Origin of the sequence: Paucibacter sp. Y2R2-4, assembly GCF_025717535.1 — a bacterium.
Taxonomy (GTDB): Bacteria; Pseudomonadota; Gammaproteobacteria; order Burkholderiales; family Burkholderiaceae_C; genus Paucibacter_A.
This window is the reverse complement of sequence record NZ_JAJIRO010000005.1, coordinates 85,966-107,685: the sequence shown is the minus strand read 5'-3', so window position 1 is coordinate 107,685 and position 21,720 is coordinate 85,966. Positions and strand designations below refer to the sequence as shown.

Here is a 21,720-nt window from a genome sequence, read left to right as displayed (position 1 = left end):
GAGACGGAGAGCGCCACATGAACTCAAGCAATCTGCAAGTCCTCAGCATCTTGCTGGAACGCGCCGAAAGTGAACGCGACGAAGGGCTGAAGCAACTGCAAGAGGCGCAAGCCCGTGCCGAGCAAGCCCGCGCTCAACATGGTGACTTGGCGCAGTACCGCAGCGACTACCAACAGCGCTGGAGCCAACAGTTCGCCCGCCAAGGCACGATGGACATCGTGGTTTGCTACCAAAACTTTGGTGGCCGTCTGGACCAGGCCATCAGCAGCCAAACTCAAGTCACCGAGTTTGCCGAGCAGCGCGTGGAACGCGCCCGTGAAGCACTGAAAGCGCTGGAAATGCGCGTCGCTTCTATCTCCAAACTGCTGGAGCGCCGCCAGCTGGAGTTGCGCCGCGCCGGCCAACGCCAAGAGCAAAAAGCCACCGACGAGCAAGCCGCGCGTGCTTCGCTGGCGGCCTTCAATCCCTTCATGCGTTTGTCGGCCTAAAAGCCAAACCGCGCCTCGCCGCCCAGCGCCGACATCCCCTGACGCAGGAAGGAATTGATCATGAGCACCGACACCAGCAGCCCCCTGTCAACTTCACCCGGTCGATTCAAGCCCATCGCCCGCGCCGACCGCCCCAGCAACGGCTTGGTGCCCTTGCCCAAGCCCGGAGAGGCGCCGGCCGAGACTTTTTCGCAGATGCTCAAGAGCTATGACGCCGCGCAGAATCAGCGCAGCTCAAGCGCTTCTTCGCAGCCGCCCACGCTCAGCGCTCAATTGCCTCAGCGCCCCTATCCAGGGCCCGCGCCGGCCCCGCAACCGCCTGTGGCGCCACCCACAGCCGCGGAGAACGCCCCCAAGCCGGCTGAAGGAGCAAAGCCCTACACCGGCGCACGACCCCAGCCTCGGAATGAAGCGCAACGCCTAGAAAACAAGGCAGCAGCCAAGCTGGCCTTGGCCGGCAACAAGGCCGATGGTCAAGCCCCAAAAGCGGATAGAGCGGATAAAGCAGGGAAAGCCGACGACGCCCGGCTGGACGAGACCGAACAAGCGGCGAACGACATCCGCTTGAGTGATATGTCGGATCAACCCGGCATCCGCGGCGGCGGCCCTGGTACTCAACTACCCAGCGAAGCCACGGCCGGCCTTGACCCATCGACGGCGAGCGACAAGTCGGTCGGTGAGCGCAGCACCGACTTGGCCGCCGCTGGCTTGCTAGCCACAGACAAGACCGATGCGAAGCTCAGCGCACAAGCCCTGAGCGAGGCCGACAGCGAAGACCTCGGCACGCCCGCCAAGGGCAATGCCAACGCAACAGGCGTCGGCGCCCAGGCCTTGCGCGCGCAGACCAAAGCCGATCAACGCAACGACAGCAAGACCGCCGGCCCCGTGAGCGCCGACAGCAAAGCGCAAAGCGCTGCGACAGAGTTCACTCCCACGAGCGGGAGCAGCGCAATGTTCAGTCGCAATGAAGCGAATGCCTCTCGGCCGGAAGGCGCATCGTTTGACAAACTGCTGGCGGCCAACGTGGCCGCCACCGGCACGTCCTCGATGGAAAAGCCAAGCGGCAGCGGCACGACTGAGAAGCCTCAAGTCATGATGAGTGCAAGCCTCTACGACACGGCTTTTGCGCCCGAAATGGCCGCTCGCCTGAGCGTATTGGCCGCCGACGGCGTGCAAGAGGCGCAGCTGCATCTGAACCCCGCTGAAATGGGGCCTGTGGCCGTGAGCATCGTCGTGGATGGCCAGCAGGCGCAGATCTCATTCCACGCCGAGCAATCCGATACCCGGCAAGTCTTGGAGCAGAGCCTGCCTGATTTGGCCGCAGCACTGCGCGAGTCAGGCCTAACGCTGAGCGGCGGCGGCGTCTTCCAGCAGCCACAAGACCAAGGCCAGGCCCAACAAGGCCGAACTCAAGAGGGCCGAATCGCCCGCGGCAGTGCGCAGGAATCCGAACGCCAGCCCAGCCTTGCTGCCACCCCGGCTCAAAGCACGCGAGTGAGCCGAGGCGTACTGGATATGTACGCCTGAAGCAAGCCTTAGGCAGGGCCGAGGACCTAATCGGAGCAAGGTACCTGCCGCGAGTCATCAAAGCAGAGGCAAATAGCCAAGCGAGCGCCCTGCTTTTCCTGCCTTGAATGAGCGGCCAAACGTGAATAATCGAGCTCAGCTTGGCTTTTCAGGGTCAGCGACCGACGCTCCACAGTGAGGCGCCGGCGCCGCCCGGGCCGTAGAAGATCACAGGAGTCCGAATGTCAGCAGCACCTGCAGCAGCAGCGGCCGAGGCCCCCAAGGGCGGCGGCAAGAAGAAGCTCATCATCATCATTGCGGCCGTCTTGTTGCTGGTCCTGGTTGGGGGCGGCGCAGCCCTGATGATGATGAAGAAAAAGCACCCTGCCGAGGGCGAAGAAGAAGGCGATGCACCCACGCACGAGGCCGCGCCCGCCCATGCGCCGGCCAAACCTGGCACACCGCCGACCTATGTGCCGTTGGACCCCTTCACTGTCAATCTGGCGGATAAAGAAGTAGATCGCTTCGCGCAAATCGGCGTCACCCTCGAAGTGGGCGACCCCAAAACCGCTGACCAAATCAAGGCCTATTTGCCGGCGATCCGCAGCAATGTGCTGATGGTCTTGTCCTACAAGACCTCGACCGAGTTACTGACCAAGGAAGGCAAGGAAAAGCTGGCGCGGGAAATCATGCGCGAGTCGGTCCGGCCCATGGGCATTGAACTGGAAGACGAGGAAGAAGAGCCGCCAGCCGAAGAGACATCGAAAAAGAAAAAGAAGAAGAAAAAGAAGCCTGCGGTGGTCAGCCCGGTCAGCAACGTCTTGTTCTCCACCTTCATCGTCCAGTGAGCCCGCTGTTCAAGCACATCGGTGATTCGCCATGAATCAGCAAATCCTCTCCCAAGACGAAGTTGATGCCCTGCTGCAAGGCATCACCGGCGAGAGCCAAAAGCTCGACGCCGAAGAGGAACAGGTTGGCGGCATACGCGACTACAACCTGGCCAGCCAGGAACGCATTGTTCGTGGGCGCATGCCCACGATGGAAATCATCAACGAACGCTTTGCGCGCAATATCCGCGTCGGCTTGTTCAATTTCATCCGCAAGAGCCCAGAAGTCGCCATCGGTGGCATCAAGGTGCAGAAGTACAGCGCCTTCTTGCGCGAGATCGTGGTGCCAACCAACTTCAACATCGTGTCGGTCAAACCGCTGCGCGGCTCGGGCCTGATCGTCTGCGACCCCACCCTGGTGTTCGCGGTCATCGACTCACTGTTTGGCGGCATCGGCAAGTTCCATGCGCGCATTGAAGGTCGTGACTTCTCAGCCACCGAGCAACGCGTGATCTTGCGCTTGGTGGAGGTGATCACCGCCGAGTATCACAAGGCCTGGAAAGGCATTTATCCGCTGGAGCTGGAATTCCAACGCTCGGAAATGCAGCCGCAGTTCGCCAATATCGCGACGCCCAGCGAAATCGTGGTCTCGACCTCCTTCACTCTGGAAATTGGCGAAACGAGTGGCACGGTTTACTTCTGCATTCCGTATGCAACGCTGGAGCCGATTCGTGACGTTCTGTACTCGACCACGGTGGGTGACTCTACCGAGCCGGACCGCCGCTGGGTCAATCTGCTCAAGCACCAGATCCAAGACGCCAAGGTGGAGTTGGTGGCCGAGCTCGGCACCGCGCCGGCGACCGTTGAGCAATTACTGGCCTTCAAACCAGGCGACTTTATTGAGCTGGACCTGGAGGCCTTGATCAAGGCCAAGATCGACGGCGTACCTGTTTACGACTGCCATTACGGCACCTCTAACGGCAAGTACGCCATCAAAGTTGAACAAATGCTGACCAGCCCCGACCAGGGTTGGCTGGGAGCTCGCAATGTCACCTGATACCCCCTCCTCCGAAGAACAAGACGCAATGGCGGCTGAATGGGCTGCCGCCCTGGCCGAGAGCAAGCCTGCCGAGGTCGCCGAAGAATTCCAGGCGCCCGCCGAACAGGTCGCGCCGGCCAGCTTCGCCAATTTCTCGCCCACGCCCAGCAATATGCCGGGCGGCGATATCAATATGATTCTGGACATCCCCGTCCAGCTGACGGTGGAGTTAGGCCGCACCCGCATTCCCATCAAGAACATCTTGCAACTGGCGCAAGGCTCGGTGGTGGAACTGGACGCTCTGGCGGGCGAGCCGATGGATGTGTTGGTGAACGGCTACCTGATCGCCCAGGGTGAGGTGGTGGTGGTGAATGACAAGTTCGGTATTCGCTTGACTGACATCGTCACCCCATCCGAGCGCATGCGCCGCCTCTCCAAAGCCTGACGTTCAAAATCGACGCAGCAAGACCTGACACCGAGCTGCGCGATGGCGGACAATCGCCACGATGAACTCCCCTCTTCTGCCCATTCTCTGGTTCCTGGCCATTCTGTGCCTGATCCCCTTGGTGCTTTGGCTGCTCAAACGCACGCCCTTGGGCGGCTCGGGGAGCGCCAGCGGCGCCGGCGCCATGCGCTTAATCGCTCAATTGTCGATTGCGCCCACACAGCGCATCGTGACCGTTGAGGTGGGCCAAGGAGAAGACAAGCGCTGGCTGGTGCTGGGCGTCAGTGGCCAACAGATCAGCACCCTGCATGTCATGCCACCTCAGGGTGAAGTCCCCGAGTTCGGCCAGGCCGCCATGCCTTTCGCGCAGATGCTAAGTGCCCGCTTGCGCGGCACGCCCGCTGCGACGTCCAACTCGTCGGGAGATCAAGGTGCGGTTTGACCTTGTTGCGACGCTATCGGCACATGCTTCAATGTCCAAACGCTTGCCCAAGCGCCAGGGTCTAGCGCAGGTATTGACCGCACTCTTAGGCCTGTTGCTGCTTACAGTCGCTTCGGCCTCAGCTTGGGCGCAAAACACACCGCCGGCTACCTTGCCCTTGCTGGTCGGCCAAGGCGCCAGCGGCGGCAGCTTCTCTGTGCCGATTCAAACCCTGCTGTTCTTTACCGCGCTCGGCTTCCTGCCGGCGGTGCTGCTGATGATGACCGGCTTCACCCGCATCGTCATCGTCTTGTCCCTGATGCGCCAAGCGCTGGGCACGCAGGCCGCGCCGCCCAATCAGGTGATCGTCGGCCTCTCGCTGTTCCTGACTTTCTTTGTCATGAGCCCAACTCTGGACAAGGTCTACACCGAGGCCTGGCAGCCGTATAGCGCCGGTCAGATCGCCTTTGACGAAGCCATCAAACGCGCCGAGCCGCCGATGCGCGGCTTTATGTTGAAACAAACGCGGCAGGCCGATGTGGCCCTGTTCGCCAAGTTGGCGAAACTCGACAACAACGTCAAGGCCGAGGATGTGCCCTTCAAGGTCTTGGTGCCCGCCTTTGTGACCAGCGAGTTGAAGAGCGCCTTCCAGATCGCGTTTCTGATCTTCATTCCCTTTTTGGTCATCGACATGATTGTCAGCAGCATCTTGATGAGCTTGGGCATGATGATGTTGTCACCGGTGCTGGTGGCCCTGCCCTTCAAGCTGATGCTGTTCGTCCTGGCCGATGGCTGGAATTTATTGCTCGGCTCTCTGGCAGCCAGCTTCGTCACCTGAGATCAGGCCGCCGCAAGGAGTCGCAAGCATGGATGCTCAACAAGTTTTTACCTTCGGCCAACAAGGCCTCTATGTGCTGATGCTGGTGTCGGCGCCGATTCTGCTCACGGTCTTGTTGGTCGGCGTGCTGGTCAGCGTGTTTCAGGCCGCCACGCAGATCAATGAATCGACGCTGAGCTTTGTTCCCAAAGTGGTGGCGGCCGTGCTGGTGTTGTCGCTCACCGGTCCCTGGATGGTCAGCACCTTGGTGGACTACATCCGACGCACCTTGATGACGATTCCGCAAATCGTCGGCTGATGATCTCTTTCACAGAAGCACAACTGCTGGCATGGCTGAACCCCTTGCTGTGGCCTTTTGTGCGCACCTTGGCGCTCTTTGGTGGCATGCCGGTCTTCAGCCAACGCAATGTGCCGATGCGGGTGCGGGTGGGCTTGGCCATGTTCATCTCGCTGGCGGCACAGCCCTCGCTGCCCCCCATGCCGCTCACGCCGTTGGACTCCCTGCCGACCTTGCTCTTGCTTTTGGCGCAGCAGTTGCTGATCGGCCTGTCCATGGGCTTCGCGGTGCGCCTCGTCTTTGCTTCGCTGGAATTCGCCGGTGAGTTGATCGGCCTGCAAATGGGCCTGAACTATGCCGGCTTCTTCGATCCCGCGACGGGCAGCCAGGGCACCGCCAGCGCGCGTTTCTTTGGCAGCATGGTGGCCTTTCTATTCATCGCCATCAACGGCCATTTGCTGCTGATCAATGCCTTGATCCAGAGCTTTCACGTGTTCCCGATAGGCGACGAGCCCTTTCGCTTTCTGCGCGTGGCGCAGCCGCAAACATGGGGCGCCGAGATCTTCCGCATGGGCTTGTGGATCGCGCTGCCGCTGATCACCATGCTGCTTTTCGTGAATATGGTGCTGGGGGTGATTTCGCGCGTCGCGCCGCAAATCAATGTGTTCTCGGTCGGCTTCCCGCTGACCGTCAGCATTGGGCTGATTGGCATGGTGGCCACATTGCCGCTGATGCAAACGCCGTTTATGGTGGTGCTGGAGCGGATGCTGGCAGCCTTCACCTGATTAGGCCGCTTCTTCAACCAAGATTTGGTGCCCAGGACGGGACTTGAACCCGTACGACGTTTAAGTCGGCGCTTCATTCGCAGGCTAGCTTGCTATGGACACATCATACTGCCTATAAATCAATAGCTTAGCGTGATCAATGTGTCGCGTCGATCTTCGTCATTATGGACATTTCAGGATCTCATCTGTACATATCGATCTAGCGAACGAGCAGTAGCGCAAGTGAGGTACTTCAGGACCCTCGTGCATCCCAACCACGCCCCCCTGCGCAGCAAGGGCAGGGACCGGCCTTCGTCGGGCGTCACCGATGACTGCCCAGGCAAATGCACAACCCAACTTGAGCACGCTGTCTGCGTGTCTTGAACAAAGCCTGAGCTTTCTAAGCAGCCGGTCCGCTATGCGGTGCAGACCACTGGTACTCCGGCAGAGTGCGCTAGCTAGCCTTCATAGCTAACTCTAGGCTGGCAGCAGTCGATCGATTTTGGCGATCCAACAACCGCAGCGGTCAAAACCGGCCATTTAGCTTTTCGGTGGACGAATGTCTGCTGCACCCCCAGAAGCTGCCGATCGGAAAATCTGCGACGCGAGACCATCAGGGCATGAGGCGCCGGCCGATCCAGCGACAGCTTTCACAAGCTGCGAAATGGCATCAGGGCCGGTTGGCTTAAATGGCGAACGTTCTGGCGGCGGTCAACTCCGTGCCCATAACGGACATTTGCGCCATAACGCCGTTAGGGTGCTGATGACCAAAAAGCTGAAGTTCCCAGCGTGCGGTGCATCACCCGACTGCAGTCGTTCAACGCGAAGGTAAGCGACTCCGGAGCACCGCAGGTGCGCAGGGCACCAACAAGGACCATGAGAATAGCGAAGCCATGGGCCTTGCTGGCGTCCGCTTGACTGGCGTTGGCGCCGCGGTCGGTTAAGCGTTGGGACACTGCGGCTAGATCGTGTATCGAGCGTCGGTCATGAGCGATCTGACTGCACCATTTCTGAATAGGGTTGGCTATCCAGCTGACCAGGGGCAGTCCACCTCCGACCACCTGCTCTTTACGGCCACCTTGGTTCGTGAGACGATGAAAACATAACGATTGGGGGGGACGTAATGAATTCTTCCGTCGATGAGAAGGATCCGCTTTGGTTTTCAACGTTGCAAACCATATTCGGCGCGGATTCACCTGTTGGCAAGGCAGTGTTGGACCGCGGACTTCGCTACGTTTTCATCAACCAAACGCTGGCCGCGTTCAATGGGCGCTCGATTGAGGAGCACTTGGGCCGCACTGTAGAAGACATCCTGCCCGAAGCCTTTTCAACGCTGGCACCTCTGCTGCGAAGCGTCTTGGATGCTGGTGCGCGGCACGCACAATTCCGGGTCAGCGTGGAAATGCCCAACTCTCCCGGGGAATTCAATGAATGGGAAGCCAGCTACCTGCCAATACAGCTCCCGGATGGAACCATAGGGGGCGTATACGTTCAAGCAGTAAATCTGACCGCCGAGTTGCGGGCGCAACAGGCATTGGCCAACAGTGAAAAGCAACTGCGGCGCGTGTTGGACAGCTTGTTTGCCTTCGTCGGCGTGATGACGCCTGACGGTACTTTGATAGAAGCCAACAAGGCACCGCTGGAAGCGGCTGGTGTTGATGCGAAAGACGTCATCGGGCGCCCTTTTTGGGACACCTACTGGTGGAACTATTCGGTCGAAAGTCAAGACTGGATGCACCAGGCCTGCGTCCGCGCCGCTCAGGGTGAGGTGGTGCGCGAGGATGTGACAGCGCGCATGGCGGGAGACACCCGCATGGCACTCGACTTCATGCTGGTCCCGATGCGGGACGACTATGACCGCATAACCCATTTAATCCCGTCAGCCATCGACATCTCCGCTCGACAGGCCGCACAGGTGCGAACTGAGTCAGCGCTCAAGGAGCGCACGGTGTTGTTGCAGGAGGTGCATCACCGGGTCAAGAACAACTTGCAAATCATTGCGAGCCTATTGAACCTGCAGGCTCGCGGCGCTGCGCCAGAGGCCCAGCAGGCTTTGCAGGACAGCCAGAACCGCGTCATGGCTATGGCGCTCACCCACCAACTGCTGTACGAGCGCAACGACTTCTCCTCTCTGCAACTGGGACCCTACTTGCGGCGGCTGGTCGCAAGCCTGCGCGACGTACACGGGGAAATCCTGCGCCGCGTCAGTCTCAACGTGGAGGCACCTGACTCGGGGTTGAGTATTGACCTCAATCAAGCGGTGCCGGTTGCGCTGGTGGTTAATGAACTGCTAATTAACGCGCTGAAACATGGGTTTGGGACGGACGGTCTAGGCGCTGTGGCGGTGCGTGCCGGGAGGCAGGGGCACTGCATTGTTATCGCGGTGGCCGACACCGGTTTGGGTATGCCTGTAGGCTTTGAGTTGAATAGCGGCGCTAGTTTGGGCCTGCGTCTGGTTACTCTGCTTACCGAGCAGCTACAGGCGACGATGCACTGGCCGGTAGCGGGTCAGGCAGGTGCCGTCTTCACGCTGCAACTGCCACCTGAATCCACGCCACTATGAACACGACATCCGCTACCTTTGCCCACACCACGGCAACCACCTTACTTGTCGTGGAAGACGAGCGCATCGTAGCCCTGGACATGAAGTTGACCTTGGAATCACTGGGATTCCACGTGGTCGGAACAGCATCCACACAGGACGAGGCCGTGGTTCTGACCATGTCTTACCGGCCCGATCTGATCCTAATGGACATCAACCTGGGAAAAGGCGGCGACGGCATTCTGGCCGCCCAAGAGATCGCCCGCTTCGCTGACGTTCCCATCGTCTTCCTTACCGCCTATGCGGACAGCGATATCTTGCGCCGGGCTGAACAAGTCGCCCCCTATGGCTATTTGGTTAAGCCTGTCAGGCAACGTGAGCTCAATGCCACGGTTCAAATGGCCTTGGCCCGCGTGCGGGCCTCTCGCGCACGCATTCAGGCCGAGAGGCGCCTGAGGCTTGCCTTGGATGCAGCGAAGATGGGCGTGCTCACCCTGAATGACGGTGTGGACCTAGTTGAGATCGATGGGCACTTCCCACCTGTTGCCGACGGCTCAGTGCGAGGCCTGCGTATTCCCGTGGGGGAGTTCCTCTTGCATCTCAGCGAAGACGCCCAAGCCAAAGTGCAGCGTTTGCTAGACCACGGCGGTGACCTTCACATCGTTGCGCGTTGGCGCTCACCAGGTACCGAACTTCCCGACCGTTGGTTAGAGGTGCATGCGAGCTATGTTGCCAACGAATTCGCGGTGGTCGGCATCTGTCGCGACGTCACGCGGCAGATAGAGCAAGAGGAGTCTGCACGGCAGGCCACTGTTGTGTTCGAGTCGGCTGCCGACGCCATCTTGATACTGGATACGCAAGGGCGAGTCATGACGGCCAATCCGGCGTTTGTCAAGCTGACGGGTTGGCCTACGGCAGACATTCGAGGGCGTCATCCGAACGAATTTTTGCACGCGCGCCGCGGGAGCGACCGCGAACTGTTGGATACCACCCCTGTTGATGTTCTCGGGCATGCCGAGGTGGTGTGCTTGCGTCACGACGGAAGCACTTTTCCAGCGTGGGAACATGTGGCACCAGTTCGTGACGATTCGGGCTCAATCACGAACCGCGTCCTGACCTTCACCGACATTTCTGCATTGAGGGATGCAGAAAATAGGATTCAGCATTTGGCGTATCACGATCCACTGACAGGGCTTGGCAATCGCAACCAACTGCGCGACCTCCTGAGTGCATTGCCTCCACCCCAATCAGGCGACAACACTGTTGCATTGATGTTCCTGGACTTGGACGGGTTCAAGGTTATCAACGACAGCTTGGGTCACGACAAGGGTGATGCCCTGCTGATCGCCATAGCCGATCGATTTCGCCGCGTGCTGCGGCTTGGCGATCAAGCAATCAGATTGGGCGGCGATGAGTTCTTGATGCTGATTCGATCCGGGCGAGACTCGGATGTGAACGTCATGGCGAAGCGCTTGTTGGAAGTGGTGCGGCAGCCATTTGATCTCGCAGCAGGCTCGTCAGTACAGGTGTCAGCCAGCATCGGCATCGCATTTCACCCGAGCGACGGCTCCACACCTGACGCTTTGCTTCGGGCGGCCGATATCGCTATGTACGCTGCCAAAGAAGCAGGCCGCAATCGCTACGCTCGCTACCATCCCAAAATGGCAGAAGTGGCCAATGAGCGCTTGGCGATTGAACAAGGCCTATTGCTGGCGATGGAGAATGGAGAGCTGTCCGTTCATTGGCAACCACAGGTGAGCATTGACGGTCTTTCCTTAGTCGGCGCTGAAGCACTGCTTCGTTGGCACTCAGGGAAGTTGGGATCGATTGGCCCAGATCGATTCATTCCCGTAGCGGAAGAGTGTGGGCTGATTCAACCGTTGGGTCGTTGGGTACTACGACAAGCCCTGATCACCTGGACACAGTGGCAGCGCGACGGGTTCGTGCAGGGGCGACTTGCGGTGAACGTGTCGGCCCTGCAATTGCAGGACGACCAGTTTGCCGAGGACTTGGTGCGTGAACTCAAGGCGACGGGCATGGATCCCAAAGACCTCGAAATCGAAGTGACAGAAACTGCGCTGCAACGTGTACCCCATGTGGAGCATCGGCTCGGCCGCATTGCCGAGCTCGGGGTGAAGATTGCATTGGATGACTTCGGTACGGGGTACTCTTCTCTGTCCATGCTCAAGCTACTGCCCTTGCACCGGCTCAAAGTGGACCGTGCCTTCGTGCGCGATGTGGTGGGAAATCCGTCGGATCAGGCCATCGTGCGCGCCATTGCCGCGATGGCGGATGCGTTGGGCCTAGAACTCATCGCAGAAGGTGTGGAAGACCGTCCGCAACAGGATTGCCTTACGCAAATTGGCGTGCAAGAAGCACAAGGATGGTTGTATGGACGGGCCATGAGCGCGCCAGACTTTTTAGCTTGGCTCGGCTCTCGCTAGAGGCAAGAGCGACTGGCCTACTCGATAGCTGCCAACAAATAAGTGCTGACACTGAAAAGGCTCACTCCGATTTAGACGTTCTGCGCCAACAGGTCAACCTTACGCGCCGCCATGCGTGCGCCGAGTTCAGCCATGTCGAGCGACGATGCCTTGGCCTTGGGAAACATCTCGTTCTGCTCTTCCTTGACGTGATGCTTCACGTACTCAGACAGCACCTTCACCTTGGCGCCGTACATCTCACCATTGGGTTCGGCACCTCGGAGTTCTGCAATCAGGCCTTTCACACCGGCATGTTCAACCGTCGCCTCGGGCACCAGAAAATTGTCCTTCAGCGCCGCTTTGAACTCGGGATAGAAGATCTCTTCCTCGATCTGCGCATGCACGCTGAGTGCGATACAAATTTCGGCTACCAATGCCTTTTTCGCTTTGACTGCACGGGTATTTTCATACTCGGCAAAGAGCTGGCTGACGGCTTCGTGGTCGGCCTTCAGCAGGGCAATGGCGTCGGGCTTGGCGGCTGAGGTTTTGCTGCCGGGTTTCGCGCCGACTTTGGTGTCGGCCTTGATGTCAGCTTTGGTCTGGGTCATTGGAGTTCCTTCAACAGTGGGCAATGAGAAAACAGGGGCCTTCAGTGCACGAACAACGCAATCAAGATAATGATCGGAATGGGAATGCCTAAAAACAGCAACAGAATTGAACGCATGGTGGGCTTCTTGATAGTGAATGGGAGGGGGTGAATCAAGCATCGCGCAGACGGCCGCCATAAGTGGCGGCCAAGCTGGCAACAAAGGCGCCAACCAGCAAGGAAATGAACAACCACAGCGCGCTATAGGCGGACGCCTTGCGCGCCTGGTCTGCCGATTCACGTGCAGCAATTTCGGCCTCGCGTGCCTTGGCCTGCGCTTTTGCGTAGACCGCAGCAACCCGTTTTTCAGCTTCAGGCTGCGACAAGCCCGTGCGCAGGGCCACGACTTGGCCAACATAGCGCAGATCTTCGGGCGGCAGCGCCTCGGATCGACCGGCAGAGGCAAAGATTCGACCGACTTCCATCGTCACCGCGACGGAGGAACTGAGGCTGGCATCCACGGCCGCATCGCGACGGAACAGCGAGTCGACAAAGTAGCCTGTGGTGCCGCCCTCGGTGCTGCCCTCAAGGTTGCCGAGCACCATTTTTGTGGCTCCAGTCGCACCGCTGGCGATAGTGGCACCCGCCTGCACGCCGCCGCCGACGATGGAACCAATGACCGACGTCAAGAGCACTGCCGTGGCTAGTGAGGCCAGGGCCCAGGACAGAAAGCCATGCGCGGTGTCGCGGAAATACACCTCATTGGTATGCACCTCGGTCCACTTGGTGCGCAAGCGGCCGGCCAGATAGCCACCCATGGCCGATGCCAGCAGCTGTGTCACGGTCAGCCACACAATGGTGGAGGCGCCGAAAGTAGCCGCGCTGACACCGTTGCGGGCCCAGGGCGACACCGACGAGAGTCCCAGTCCGACGCCCAAAATCAGCAGAATCAACGACAGCGATGCCGCCGCAGCCGCTCCTGCAACAATTGCTGCCCATGAGACGGCGCTGCTGGCTTCCGCTTTTGGGGTACTTGCTTGCTCGGCGAAAGCGGGTTTGAGATTGCCTCGCGAGCGGACCATGTCATCAACTGTGGACGCGGAATAGGCCATCAGAACTCCTGTGAAATGTGCTTGCGTGGCCAAGAAGAAATGAGGCCAGGCGATTGAAAGAAATGCCCCAATTTATGCGGCTAACGCACGGGGGTCTGTGCGTTAGCGCACGTTGAAAGCGAGGATGTCAGTGCGTTCAACTCTGTCTAGGAGTTGTGGCAGTTCGCTTGATGCAACGGCCAAAATGAGTGCATCAAAGACCCCAAATCCAACTCGTGTCGCAAGCCTGGCCAGGACTGATGTCGAGGAACGTTTGAAACTCAAGGCCGATGCGCGGCGGTCTCGCGCTCGGGATGGCGGTGCAGGGCGATGGCGCTGATAAAGGCGGCGCTGGCGTCGTCGCTCATCTCTTCCGCCAGCAGCAGCCCGGGGTCGACATCGCCATTCGGAAGGGCAAGCGGTACGCCCGCAAGGTCTAGAAGTTCACGGCCCAGGCCCAGCACCAGCATGGTCTTGCCGTGGCGGTACTGATCCTTGATGAACTCGAAGGTATGGACGTCGGCGGCTAAGGCGGCCACCGCTGCCTCGCCATCAGGCAAGACCAGCGCGTCGAACAAGAAACCAGGCTCGCTCTCCAGCGACGCTTGCGCTGCCAAGTCCAAGCCGTCTTTCGTCGTCACCGGCCCGATGCGCGGTGCCAGGAACTTCGGCGTCGCGCCGGCTGCCAGCAAGGCGGCGTGCACCCCTGCGGCGCTTTGCCCGACGACGCCGTCGGCCAGCAAGATGGCGATCTTGCGACCCTTGATCGAGCCGTCTCCTGGCCTAGCCATCAGTGAGAGCGCCGGCGAATGGCTGACTTCGGGCGGTATCGGTGTTTCGATTGCCAGCGGCATCGCTGCGGGCAGCGGCCTCATATTGAGCCCCTCGGCGACCTCAGCGGCCAAAGCTTCGGAGACATTCCTCAGCATTGACACCACTCGCTGCCGGATCGCCGGCACGGTCACTTTGCTTAGCTCGAAGCGAAACGCCGCTGCAATGTGCGTCTGCTCAACAGAAGACTGACTCTCGAAGAACAAGCGGGCCTGGTTGTAATGCTCGGCAAACAGCAGTGGTTTTGCACGCACCTTGCCCTGCTCATCGCGGGCCTGCAGCTTGGTTGCGACTGAGTTGAAGCCCTGTACCGCACCGGCCTGAAAGGGGCAGCCGCCGCCCAGAGAATTGGGTTCGTATGAGACTCGGCCTCGCGGTATGGCCTGGCGGTGCATGCCGTCGCGCTGGTTGTTATGCACCGGCACCAGCGGCGCGTTGATCGGCAGCTCATGAAAGTTCGGGCCACCGAGCCGGCTGATCTGCGTGTCGACATAGGAATGGATGCGGCCGGCCAGCAGCGGGTCGTTGGAGAAGTCAAGTCCAGGGATGATGTTGGCGGTGCAAAAAGCGACCTGCTCGGTCTCGGCAAAAAAGTTATCCGGGTTGCGGTTTAGCACCATGCGGCCGATAGAGCGCACAGGCACCAGTTCCTCAGGCACCAGCTTGGTCGCGTCGAGGATGTCGAAGCTGAATTGCTCGGCTTGCGCCTCGGTGAAGGTCTGCACGCCCAACTCCCACTCGGGGTAGGCACCGCTTTCGATGCGCTCCCACAAGTCGCGACGGTGGTAGTCGGGGTCGGCGCCGGAGATCTTGACCGCTTCGTCCCATACCAGGGAGTGCGTCCCGTATTTAGGCGTCCAGTGGAACTTCACGAACACCGATTCGCCGGCGGCGTTGACCAGCCGGTAGCTGTGCACGCCGAAGCCCTGCATGGTGGCGTAGCTGCGCGGCAGCGCCCGGTCGCTCATCACCCACATCAGCATATGGGTGGACTCGGGCATCAACGAGACGAAATCCCAAAAAGTGTCATGGGCGCTGGCTGCCTGCGGCATCTGGTTATGGGGCTCGGGCTTGACCGCATGGACCAGGTCGGGGAACTTCATCGCATCCTGGATGAAGAACACCGGCATATTGTTGCCAACCAGATCCCAATTGCCTTCGTCGGTATAGAACTTGACGGCAAAGCCCCGCACGTCGCGGGCAGTGTCTTTGGAGCCGCGCTCGCCGGCCACGGTCGAGAAACGCACAAACACCGGCGTGACCTTACCCGCCTGCTGGAACGGCGCCGCCTCGGTCAGCGCGGACAGCGGCTCGAAGCATTCGAAAAAGCCATGAGCGGCCGAGCCACGTGCGTGGACGATGCGCTCTGGAATACGCTCATGGTCGAAATGGGTGATCTTCTCGCGCAGGATGAAGTCCTCCAGCAGCACCGAGCCGCGGGTGCCGGATTTGAGCGAGTTCTGGTTGTTGGCCACGGCCACGCCTTGATTGGTCGTCAAGAGCTGGCCTGCAGAGTCCACCCGCACACGGTCAAGTGAGCCGGTTGCCGCGTTGCGCCCCTCGGGAGCTATCCCGCCCAACTTGGCGTTCCTATTGGCTTCGCTCAAGGTGCTGGCCGCGGGCATGCGAGATGCCGGCTCGGCCGTTGCACCCGCCGGCGGCATCAAACCTCGCTCGAAGCCGTGTTCGGCGGCCTTATTCGGGTTGAAGGGCATGCCGGCGACAAGAGTCTGGGTTTGCGCCAGTTGCTGGGCTATCGGGTCTGGCGACAACGCAGCTAGCGGCCGCTTTTTTCGCACCGGGAAGGTGGCGGGCGCCGCCGAAGAGGCTAAGGCGGGGGGGGCAGCAGCAAGTTTGGGCGTCTTGGGCATGGTGGGCACTCAATCAGTGATTCGAGAACGAGGAGGCTGCGCTTGCTGAGCCGCAGGAGTAGGCAAGAAGGCGATCTATGTGCTCTTGGGCCAGGCTGGGAGGGGGCCAATCACTGCGCCCGCCATATACGATCCAGCGCGTCCTGTAGTTCGCCGAATACCGTCGTGGCCCCCAACAGCAACAAGGCACCACCGATCAGCGCAGCGGTCCAGCTTTCAGCCGGCCGGGCGGCACTTTCCAGCATCGCTTGTACAGCCAGCGCGCCGCTCTCACCCATCAAGCTGCGCAGCTGCATCAGCACTTCACCGCTAGCTGCTTCGCGTCCGAACACCAAGCCGGCTACCGAAATTGCGATCAGCAAAAACGGTGCAATCGAGAACATCGTGTAGTAGGCCGAAGCCGCGCCCATGCTCGGCGCATAATCATCAAGCCAAGCGGTACTAGCTTGTTTGCATAGCTGCCAGAGCTGCCAGAGCTGCGCTGGCTTCATGGCGTGGTGCCGTTGACCAGCGTGCCATACAGGGCTGGCACGGCGCCGCTGCTTGGACTCGTCGAAGACCGGTACGCTGAGCGCAGTGCGGCCCACCGCTTAGTCCATCGAGCCCGACGCGTTGTAGGCGCGCGCTGTGATGTTTCTTGCTTTTTCTCGCCCATTTCGACCTCTGCTTACTTGAGCAGCAAAGGCTACCCGCGCAAGAGCTTCGGGTGCAGCAGCCAAGAAGCCGTTGCTTTGTCGGACATGTCCTTCACACGGCTGCGCTATCGGCCGGCTGCGTTCTTGGACTAGGTCGGCGACCATCAGAGATCAAGCTTGTCCGGCCCTAGACATGGGCCTGCCGCATCATCTCTAACAGGAACCCGCATGAAATCCCTTTTCTCCGCAAGAACGAAGGCGTTCAACGCCGACGCCATCAATGCCACGATTGAGCGGGCGCTGACCCGCGCTGGGCTGAACACTTCCGTCGGCCCGATGCGCCACGTCACCGAAACCATCAGGCGGGCCCTAGCCTCTGGGAGGACGTCGGACTCTCACTCGGCCGCTTCCGCTTCCGCTTCCGTTGACGTTGAAGTTGAAGTTGAACGAGGGAGGCTGCGCAATCCCGCATCGAGCGAACAGGCGCTCAAGCCAGGCAGCTTCGAAACTCATCAATTCAGCAACGCGGCTGGCAGCCGCGCATACAAGGTTTATATGCCAAAGGCAGCGTCAGCGACACCGCGCGCAATGGTCGTCATGCTGCATGGCTGCACACAGACGGCCGACGATTTCGCAGCTGGTACCCAGATGAACCGCCTAGCCGATACCCATGGCTTTCTTGTCCTTTACCCCGAACAGGCTGCACACGCGAATACGTCCAAATGCTGGAACTGGTTCCAGCCTCAAGACCAATTGCGCGGCGACGGCGAACCTTCGCTGATTGCCGGCATCACCAGCAAGGTTGCGAGCGAGAATGGCGTCGACCCACTGCGCATCTTTGTGGCCGGCCTGTCGGCCGGTGCGGCAATGGCGGTCGTGCTGGGCGAAACTTATCCGGATTTGTTTGCCGGGATTGGCTCTCATTCGGGCCTGCCTTACGGCAGTGCACACGATATCCCGTCGGCTATGGTAGCCATGAAAGGGGGGCGCGGCGGCATCGCTGGCCTTCACAGTTTGGGTCAGGCTCCCGTAAATATGAGCCGCAGCGCCACGCAGTCCGTGCCTATCATCGTTTTCCACGGAGATAGAGACCATACCGTGCAGCAGTCCAATAGCCATGTGATCGTCCAGCAGGCCCGTGACGCTTATGGCTCAGAGCCAAGTCAGGATGCCTTGCATGTCGGCACCCGTTTCGGCGTTGCAGAAGGCGGCCGTCGCTTCAGCCGGGAGATTCACACCGACGCCCTCGGGCAGGCGCGAATAGAAAACTGGACTCTGCACGGCGCGGGCCATGCGTGGTCGGGTGGCCATGCAAGTGGCTCCTACACCGACGTCGCCGGCCCCGACGCTTCGGCGGAAATGGTGCGCTTCTTTTTGAATCTAGCCGGGACCAGATTGGCATGAAGCGTACCTACGCCGAGAGGACTCGGCGCTTCGGCCCCAAGCGATATAGGTCGACTGGCCAGCGCAAGCAGCCGGCGCCATAGCGCGTTGTGCAGTGGACTTTCTAGATATGACCGCCTGCGCTGTCGGTCAGGCATGCCCAACTCGCTTCCACCTTCAAGTACCGCACTTGGCTGCAGGCCAAGGGGCAGAGGTGCGGCCTACCTTGTCGACAAGATCAGCCGGCAAACTAATGGCGCATCATGATGCCTTGTCAGATGGTTGAAACACGGCGGGGCCGTCACGCTACCGTCCAGCGCTCCGCAGACCGCCATGTTCGATCCGCCCCTGCTAACCCGCCAACCTGGCGTCCCCTTCCGCAAAGTAAGCAGTCTTGTGGCCGACAAACGATGAGCAATTCCAAATGACAGTGAGTAGTTTGCAACTGCTGGCCAATCTGGTCAGAGAGCACGGCGAGGTGCTCTTGCTTTCTTGGCGAACGCAGGTGAGGAATCTCCCTTCGGCGATTCATCTCGACACACCGACGCTCAATGACCACATCCCGGATTTGCTCAAAGAGTTGGCGGAAGCGCTTGAAACCAATCCCCGACAGACCATCCCCGAGGCGCTCGCCGAAGCCAGTCCCGCGGCCCACGGGCTGCAGCGGTTGAAGGATGACTTCGATATCGAGGAGGTGGTGGCGGAGTACAACATCATGCGCGGATGCATCCACGATCTGGCGACCGAGCACGGTTTAACGCTTCAAGGCAGGCCGTTTCATGTGATCAATCGCATCTTCGACAACGCGATCGGCCAAGCGGTGCAGACGTATGCTTCCCAGCAAGCACTTGAGGTAAAGCAGCGCAGGGAGGAGTACCTCTCGTTCGTGGCGCACGATCTGCGAACGCCGCTGTTTGCGATCTCGCTGACGGGTCGGTCGCTCGAGAAGAGTCTGTCCGGGCAAGTCCTCGGCCCTGATTCCCAACGTATCTTGCAATCGCTGCGCCGTAACGTTCAGCAACTCCAGGACTTGATTGGCCGAGTGCTCGAAGAAAACACGAATTTGCTCGAGGTCATCGGCGTCAAGGTCGAGCGACGCCGATTTGACCTGTGGCCACTGGTGGAGTCCCTTCTCGACGACCTTGAGACGATAGCTGCCGAATCAAATACGAAGCTGATCAATCGGGTTCCCGTCGATCTGGTGGTGTTTGCAGACGCCAGATTGCTCAGAAGAGTGTTTCAAAATCTGATCGGCAACGCGATTCAATTCTCTCCGGGTGGCGAAGTACTTGTCGGGGCGCAGGGCGCAGCGGGACAGGGAAACGTCGAGTGCTGGGTCAGCGACAACGGCCAGGGCATTGCCGCCGAAATGATTGAAAAGGTCTTCGACAAGGGTGAATCCGGCGGCGAGGCCGGTGCCGGCTCAGGCCTTGGACTGGGCTTGGCCATCGTGAAGTCCTTCATTGAAGCGCACGACGGCAACATTACTTTGCACAGTGCGCTGGGCGAGGGCTCCAAGTTCTACTTCACTCTACCCCTGCATGCCGGCCCGAAGGCTTAGTACTCAGCCAGGCGATGTTGACGGGTTGACCGTGGGCACTGTTGACTCGAAGAATACGCAGTGGCCTGGCAACGACTTGGCTCGGTACATCGCTGCGTCGGCATTGGCGATCAAGATATCGCCGCTCTGGCCATCAAGCGGGTATAGCGCAATGCCGATGCTTGGTGTGATGACTAACTGCAGGGCGCCGTGGCTGATTGGGGCAGCGATCGCTGCCTTTACCTGGCCTGCGATACGTGCAACGTCGTCGCGACTTGTCGGATTGATCAGCAAGTACAGGAATTCGTCACCGCCGTTGCGGCAGACTGTGTCCTCGTCGCGCGCTTGACTCAGTAGACGTTGCGCTACTACCTTCAGCACGGTGTCGCCGGCTGCGTGCCCATGGCTGTCGTTGATCAGCTTGAATCGGTCGAGGTCCAAGAACATCACCCCCAGCATCCAGCCGTGGCGGTCGGCACCAGCGATGGCCTGAGCCAAGCGGTCATCGAACAGCGTGCGGTTGGGCAAGGCTGTCTTCTGGTCATGCATGGCAAGAGTACTTGCTGCACGTTCGGCATGGCGCGACGCGGCAAGTGCAGCTTCGGATTCAGCCAGAGCTTCGCGGGAGCGGATCAATGCTTGCTCGACATCCTTAACCTCGGCAACGCCATAGGCCAAGGTGTCCGCCACCTCCTGCAAATCGTCGGCGCAATCCTGTACTTTGATACCGATAGCCTTGGTGTTCTGCAGAACTTGATCGGCCGGTAGCATCTTCTCCCCCCGTGCGATGCGCGCTTTGGCGAGATCACTGGCTACAGCTAAGTCGTCGGCACAGTCCTCCACCTTGACCTTGACCTCTTGGCTCTTATCGAGCGCCGACTCCAATGCGTTCAATGTGTCTGGCGGCGCGGTTGCGGTGGGCTGCGATGTCATTTTTTAGACGTCATTTGTACGCCGGGAGTGTGAGCGCCTTTCGCCGGGGCGTCTGTAGGACATGAAGACGTTCCTGAGCGCCTCAACGGCAGCGGAACGGGGCGAGGCTGACTCTCAACCCGAGTACGCTCGGCTTGCGGCACGCATTCAGCCTGGGCCTCCAGAGGAGTGCTCAGGGCGAGTGCAAGCGCGTCGATGGCACGGTCGGCAACGCTTGGCGGCGTCAACGTGCTCTCGGAACATCTGGTTTTCCCGTGCGGACAAGGCGCCAATCGAAGCCGCCCATGCTCCGCTACCAAGCTGCAACGCAAACCTGCGGCATTCGCTTCAACATCTTGCAGGTGGAGAAACACAGCGACCGCCTGTGGATCCCCGAGTACAAGCAGGCGCTGTCACTGCGCCGCGCTTCGATGTGCTTCATCGCACAGTTGACGGTTGTGGATTTGGCATGGAGCGCCACGCTGGCTGCTTCGGTCTCATCCGTCACACTTCATCGCACGCCGAGTTGGCGTTTGAACAACGTCGCCCCCAAGCGCGCTAGTTTCCCCATCGGCAGGTCGATTTCGGACTTCATGCGGAAGGTCAACGAACTTCCGCTCTGGGCACGGAGCTGCCGAAGGCCCGCTGGCTTGAATCTAGATGGACAGGTCAGTGCCCATAGCGGAAGTTCGCTTATAGGCTGTCTGCGGCCATGCGCTTTTGTTTGAGACTGCGAAGCCAATAGGAGGATCTGCCGTTCAAACGCATGGGCTGGATCACAGCGACCTATTGGTCTTAGCCAAGTATTCCTGGTACTTGGCCCGGTCAGGTGTTGGCCGTCAGTACACCGAAGGTGTGAGTCGAGAGCTTGCACTGCGCATGCTTGGATGCCCAAAGCATCATTCATCACAACCGGCGCGCGCAGCCTCAACGCTTAGAGCTTGTTTGCGCCCAAAGGCGTGAAGTAATTCAGCCGCAAGGTGCCACTATTGATGCCCTTGTGAAGATCAAGGTACTCGTAGTTCGCAAACACCGCGTTCGAGAACTTGGTCGGGTCGGTGCCGTTGTCCACCGCCGCTTCGGCGGCCTGCTGGGCCTGAGCATTGGTGGCGAGAACCAGCGCGACGAGTGCCGAGCCCAGGCCGGCGCGGCCTTTGCAGACAGCGTGGCGGTCCATGGCATTCATGTTTTCAATCTTTCCAAACAAAGGCGAGCCCCCTCTCGGTGCCTAAGGCTCAACAGGGGGCTGCAAGCGACAGCCGAAAGGCATTCGGCTGAACGGCGGACTGCAGCCAAAGACT

General features: G+C 60.0%; 20 protein-coding genes. 14 read left to right on the top strand and 6 right to left on the bottom strand.

What is annotated here, in order from left to right; translation table 11 throughout:
• Positions 1–17 precede the first annotated feature (17 nt).
• From fliJ to LNV06_RS18840, 11 genes are all read left to right on the top strand, one after another.
• Positions 18–488, top strand: a complete 471-nt coding sequence (gene fliJ / locus LNV06_RS18890; RefSeq protein WP_263539851.1) for a flagellar export protein FliJ — start codon at positions 18–20, stop codon at positions 486–488.
• 60 nt (positions 489–548) lie between these two features.
• The gene (locus LNV06_RS18885; RefSeq protein ID WP_263539850.1) at positions 549–2,015 is read left to right on the top strand and encodes a flagellar hook-length control protein FliK; all 1,467 of its coding nucleotides are present in this window, start codon (positions 549–551) and stop codon (positions 2,013–2,015) included.
• Between the two features lie 221 nt (positions 2,016–2,236).
• Positions 2,237–2,842 carry a flagellar basal body-associated FliL family protein gene (locus LNV06_RS18880; RefSeq protein ID WP_263539849.1) on the top strand — a complete coding sequence of 202 codons (606 nt, stop codon included), beginning with the start codon at positions 2,237–2,239 and terminating at the stop codon, positions 2,840–2,842.
• Positions 2,843–2,873: 31 nt separating this feature from the next.
• Entirely contained in the window at positions 2,874–3,878 is a 1,005-nt protein-coding gene (fliM, locus tag LNV06_RS18875) for a flagellar motor switch protein FliM (protein ID WP_263539848.1), read from the top strand.
• Positions 3,868–4,305 (top strand): flagellar motor switch protein FliN, encoded by a 438-nt coding sequence (fliN, locus tag LNV06_RS18870; protein WP_263539847.1) that lies wholly within the window; start codon positions 3,868–3,870, stop codon positions 4,303–4,305. Before fliM ends, fliN begins: the two co-directional genes overlap by 11 nt.
• Before the next feature lie 61 nt (positions 4,306–4,366).
• Positions 4,367–4,747, top strand: a complete 381-nt coding sequence (locus LNV06_RS18865; RefSeq protein ID WP_263539846.1) for a FliO/MopB family protein — start codon at positions 4,367–4,369, stop codon at positions 4,745–4,747.
• A 31-nt stretch (positions 4,748–4,778) separates the two neighbouring features.
• Positions 4,779–5,564, top strand: a complete 786-nt coding sequence (fliP, locus tag LNV06_RS18860) for a flagellar type III secretion system pore protein FliP (RefSeq protein ID WP_263539845.1) — start codon at positions 4,779–4,781, stop codon at positions 5,562–5,564.
• Positions 5,565–5,592: 28 nt separating this feature from the next.
• Positions 5,593–5,862, top strand: a complete 270-nt coding sequence (fliQ, locus tag LNV06_RS18855) for a flagellar biosynthesis protein FliQ (RefSeq protein ID WP_263539844.1) — start codon at positions 5,593–5,595, stop codon at positions 5,860–5,862.
• Positions 5,862–6,626: a flagellar biosynthetic protein FliR gene (gene fliR / locus LNV06_RS18850; RefSeq protein ID WP_263539843.1), complete on the top strand. Its 765-nt coding sequence runs from the start codon at positions 5,862–5,864 to the stop codon at positions 6,624–6,626. Before fliQ ends, fliR begins: the two co-directional genes overlap by 1 nt.
• 1,102 nt (positions 6,627–7,728) lie before the next feature.
• Positions 7,729–9,168 (top strand): sensor histidine kinase, encoded by a 1,440-nt coding sequence (locus tag LNV06_RS18845; RefSeq protein ID WP_263539842.1) that lies wholly within the window; start codon positions 7,729–7,731, stop codon positions 9,166–9,168.
• Positions 9,165–11,591, top strand: a complete 2,427-nt coding sequence (locus tag LNV06_RS18840) for a two-component system response regulator (protein WP_263539841.1) — start codon at positions 9,165–9,167, stop codon at positions 11,589–11,591. The genes LNV06_RS18845 and LNV06_RS18840 overlap by 4 nt, the downstream gene beginning before the upstream one ends.
• 71 nt (positions 11,592–11,662) lie before the next feature.
• On the opposite strand, the gene LNV06_RS18835 is transcribed toward LNV06_RS18840, so the two are convergent.
• The 4 genes from LNV06_RS18835 to LNV06_RS18820 form a co-directional block, all read right to left on the bottom strand.
• On the bottom strand, positions 11,663–12,178 hold the full coding sequence (locus LNV06_RS18835) for a hemerythrin domain-containing protein (protein WP_263539840.1): 516 nt from the start codon (positions 12,176–12,178) through the stop codon (positions 11,663–11,665).
• A gap of 151 nt (positions 12,179–12,329) precedes the next feature.
• A complete protein-coding gene (locus LNV06_RS18830; protein WP_263539839.1) occupies positions 12,330–13,109 on the bottom strand; it encodes a hypothetical protein in 780 nt (259 codons plus the stop codon).
• Positions 13,110–13,528: 419 nt separating this feature from the next.
• A complete protein-coding gene (locus LNV06_RS18825; protein WP_263539838.1) occupies positions 13,529–15,949 on the bottom strand; it encodes a catalase in 2,421 nt (806 codons plus the stop codon).
• A 110-nt stretch (positions 15,950–16,059) separates the two neighbouring features.
• Complete coding sequence (locus tag LNV06_RS18820) at positions 16,060–16,440, bottom strand: YhjD/YihY/BrkB family envelope integrity protein (RefSeq protein ID WP_318013536.1); 381 nt, start codon at positions 16,438–16,440, stop codon at positions 16,060–16,062.
• Positions 16,441–16,812: 372 nt separating this feature from the next.
• On the opposite strand from LNV06_RS18820, the gene LNV06_RS18815 reads away from it, so the two are divergent.
• On the top strand, positions 16,813–17,988 hold the full coding sequence (locus LNV06_RS18815; protein WP_263539837.1) for an extracellular catalytic domain type 1 short-chain-length polyhydroxyalkanoate depolymerase: 1,176 nt from the start codon (positions 16,813–16,815) through the stop codon (positions 17,986–17,988).
• Between the two features lie 409 nt (positions 17,989–18,397).
• Positions 18,398–19,528, top strand: coding sequence for a sensor histidine kinase (locus tag LNV06_RS18810; RefSeq protein WP_263539836.1), 1,131 nt, complete (start codon positions 18,398–18,400; stop codon positions 19,526–19,528).
• Positions 19,529–19,531: 3 nt separating this feature from the next.
• Here the strand turns inward: LNV06_RS18810 and LNV06_RS18805 are convergent, their stop codons facing one another.
• On the bottom strand, positions 19,532–20,440 hold the full coding sequence (locus LNV06_RS18805; protein ID WP_263539835.1) for a GGDEF domain-containing protein: 909 nt from the start codon (positions 20,438–20,440) through the stop codon (positions 19,532–19,534).
• 284 nt (positions 20,441–20,724) lie between these two features.
• Between LNV06_RS18805 and LNV06_RS18800 the strand changes: the two genes are divergently transcribed.
• The gene (locus tag LNV06_RS18800; RefSeq protein ID WP_263539834.1) at positions 20,725–21,147 is read left to right on the top strand and encodes a hypothetical protein; all 423 of its coding nucleotides are present in this window, start codon (positions 20,725–20,727) and stop codon (positions 21,145–21,147) included.
• 206 nt (positions 21,148–21,353) lie between these two features.
• Here LNV06_RS18800 and LNV06_RS18795 read toward each other — a convergent pair whose 3' ends face one another.
• Positions 21,354–21,605, bottom strand: a complete 252-nt coding sequence (locus LNV06_RS18795) for a hypothetical protein (protein WP_263539833.1) — start codon at positions 21,603–21,605, stop codon at positions 21,354–21,356.
• Positions 21,606–21,720: the final 115 nt, after the last annotated feature.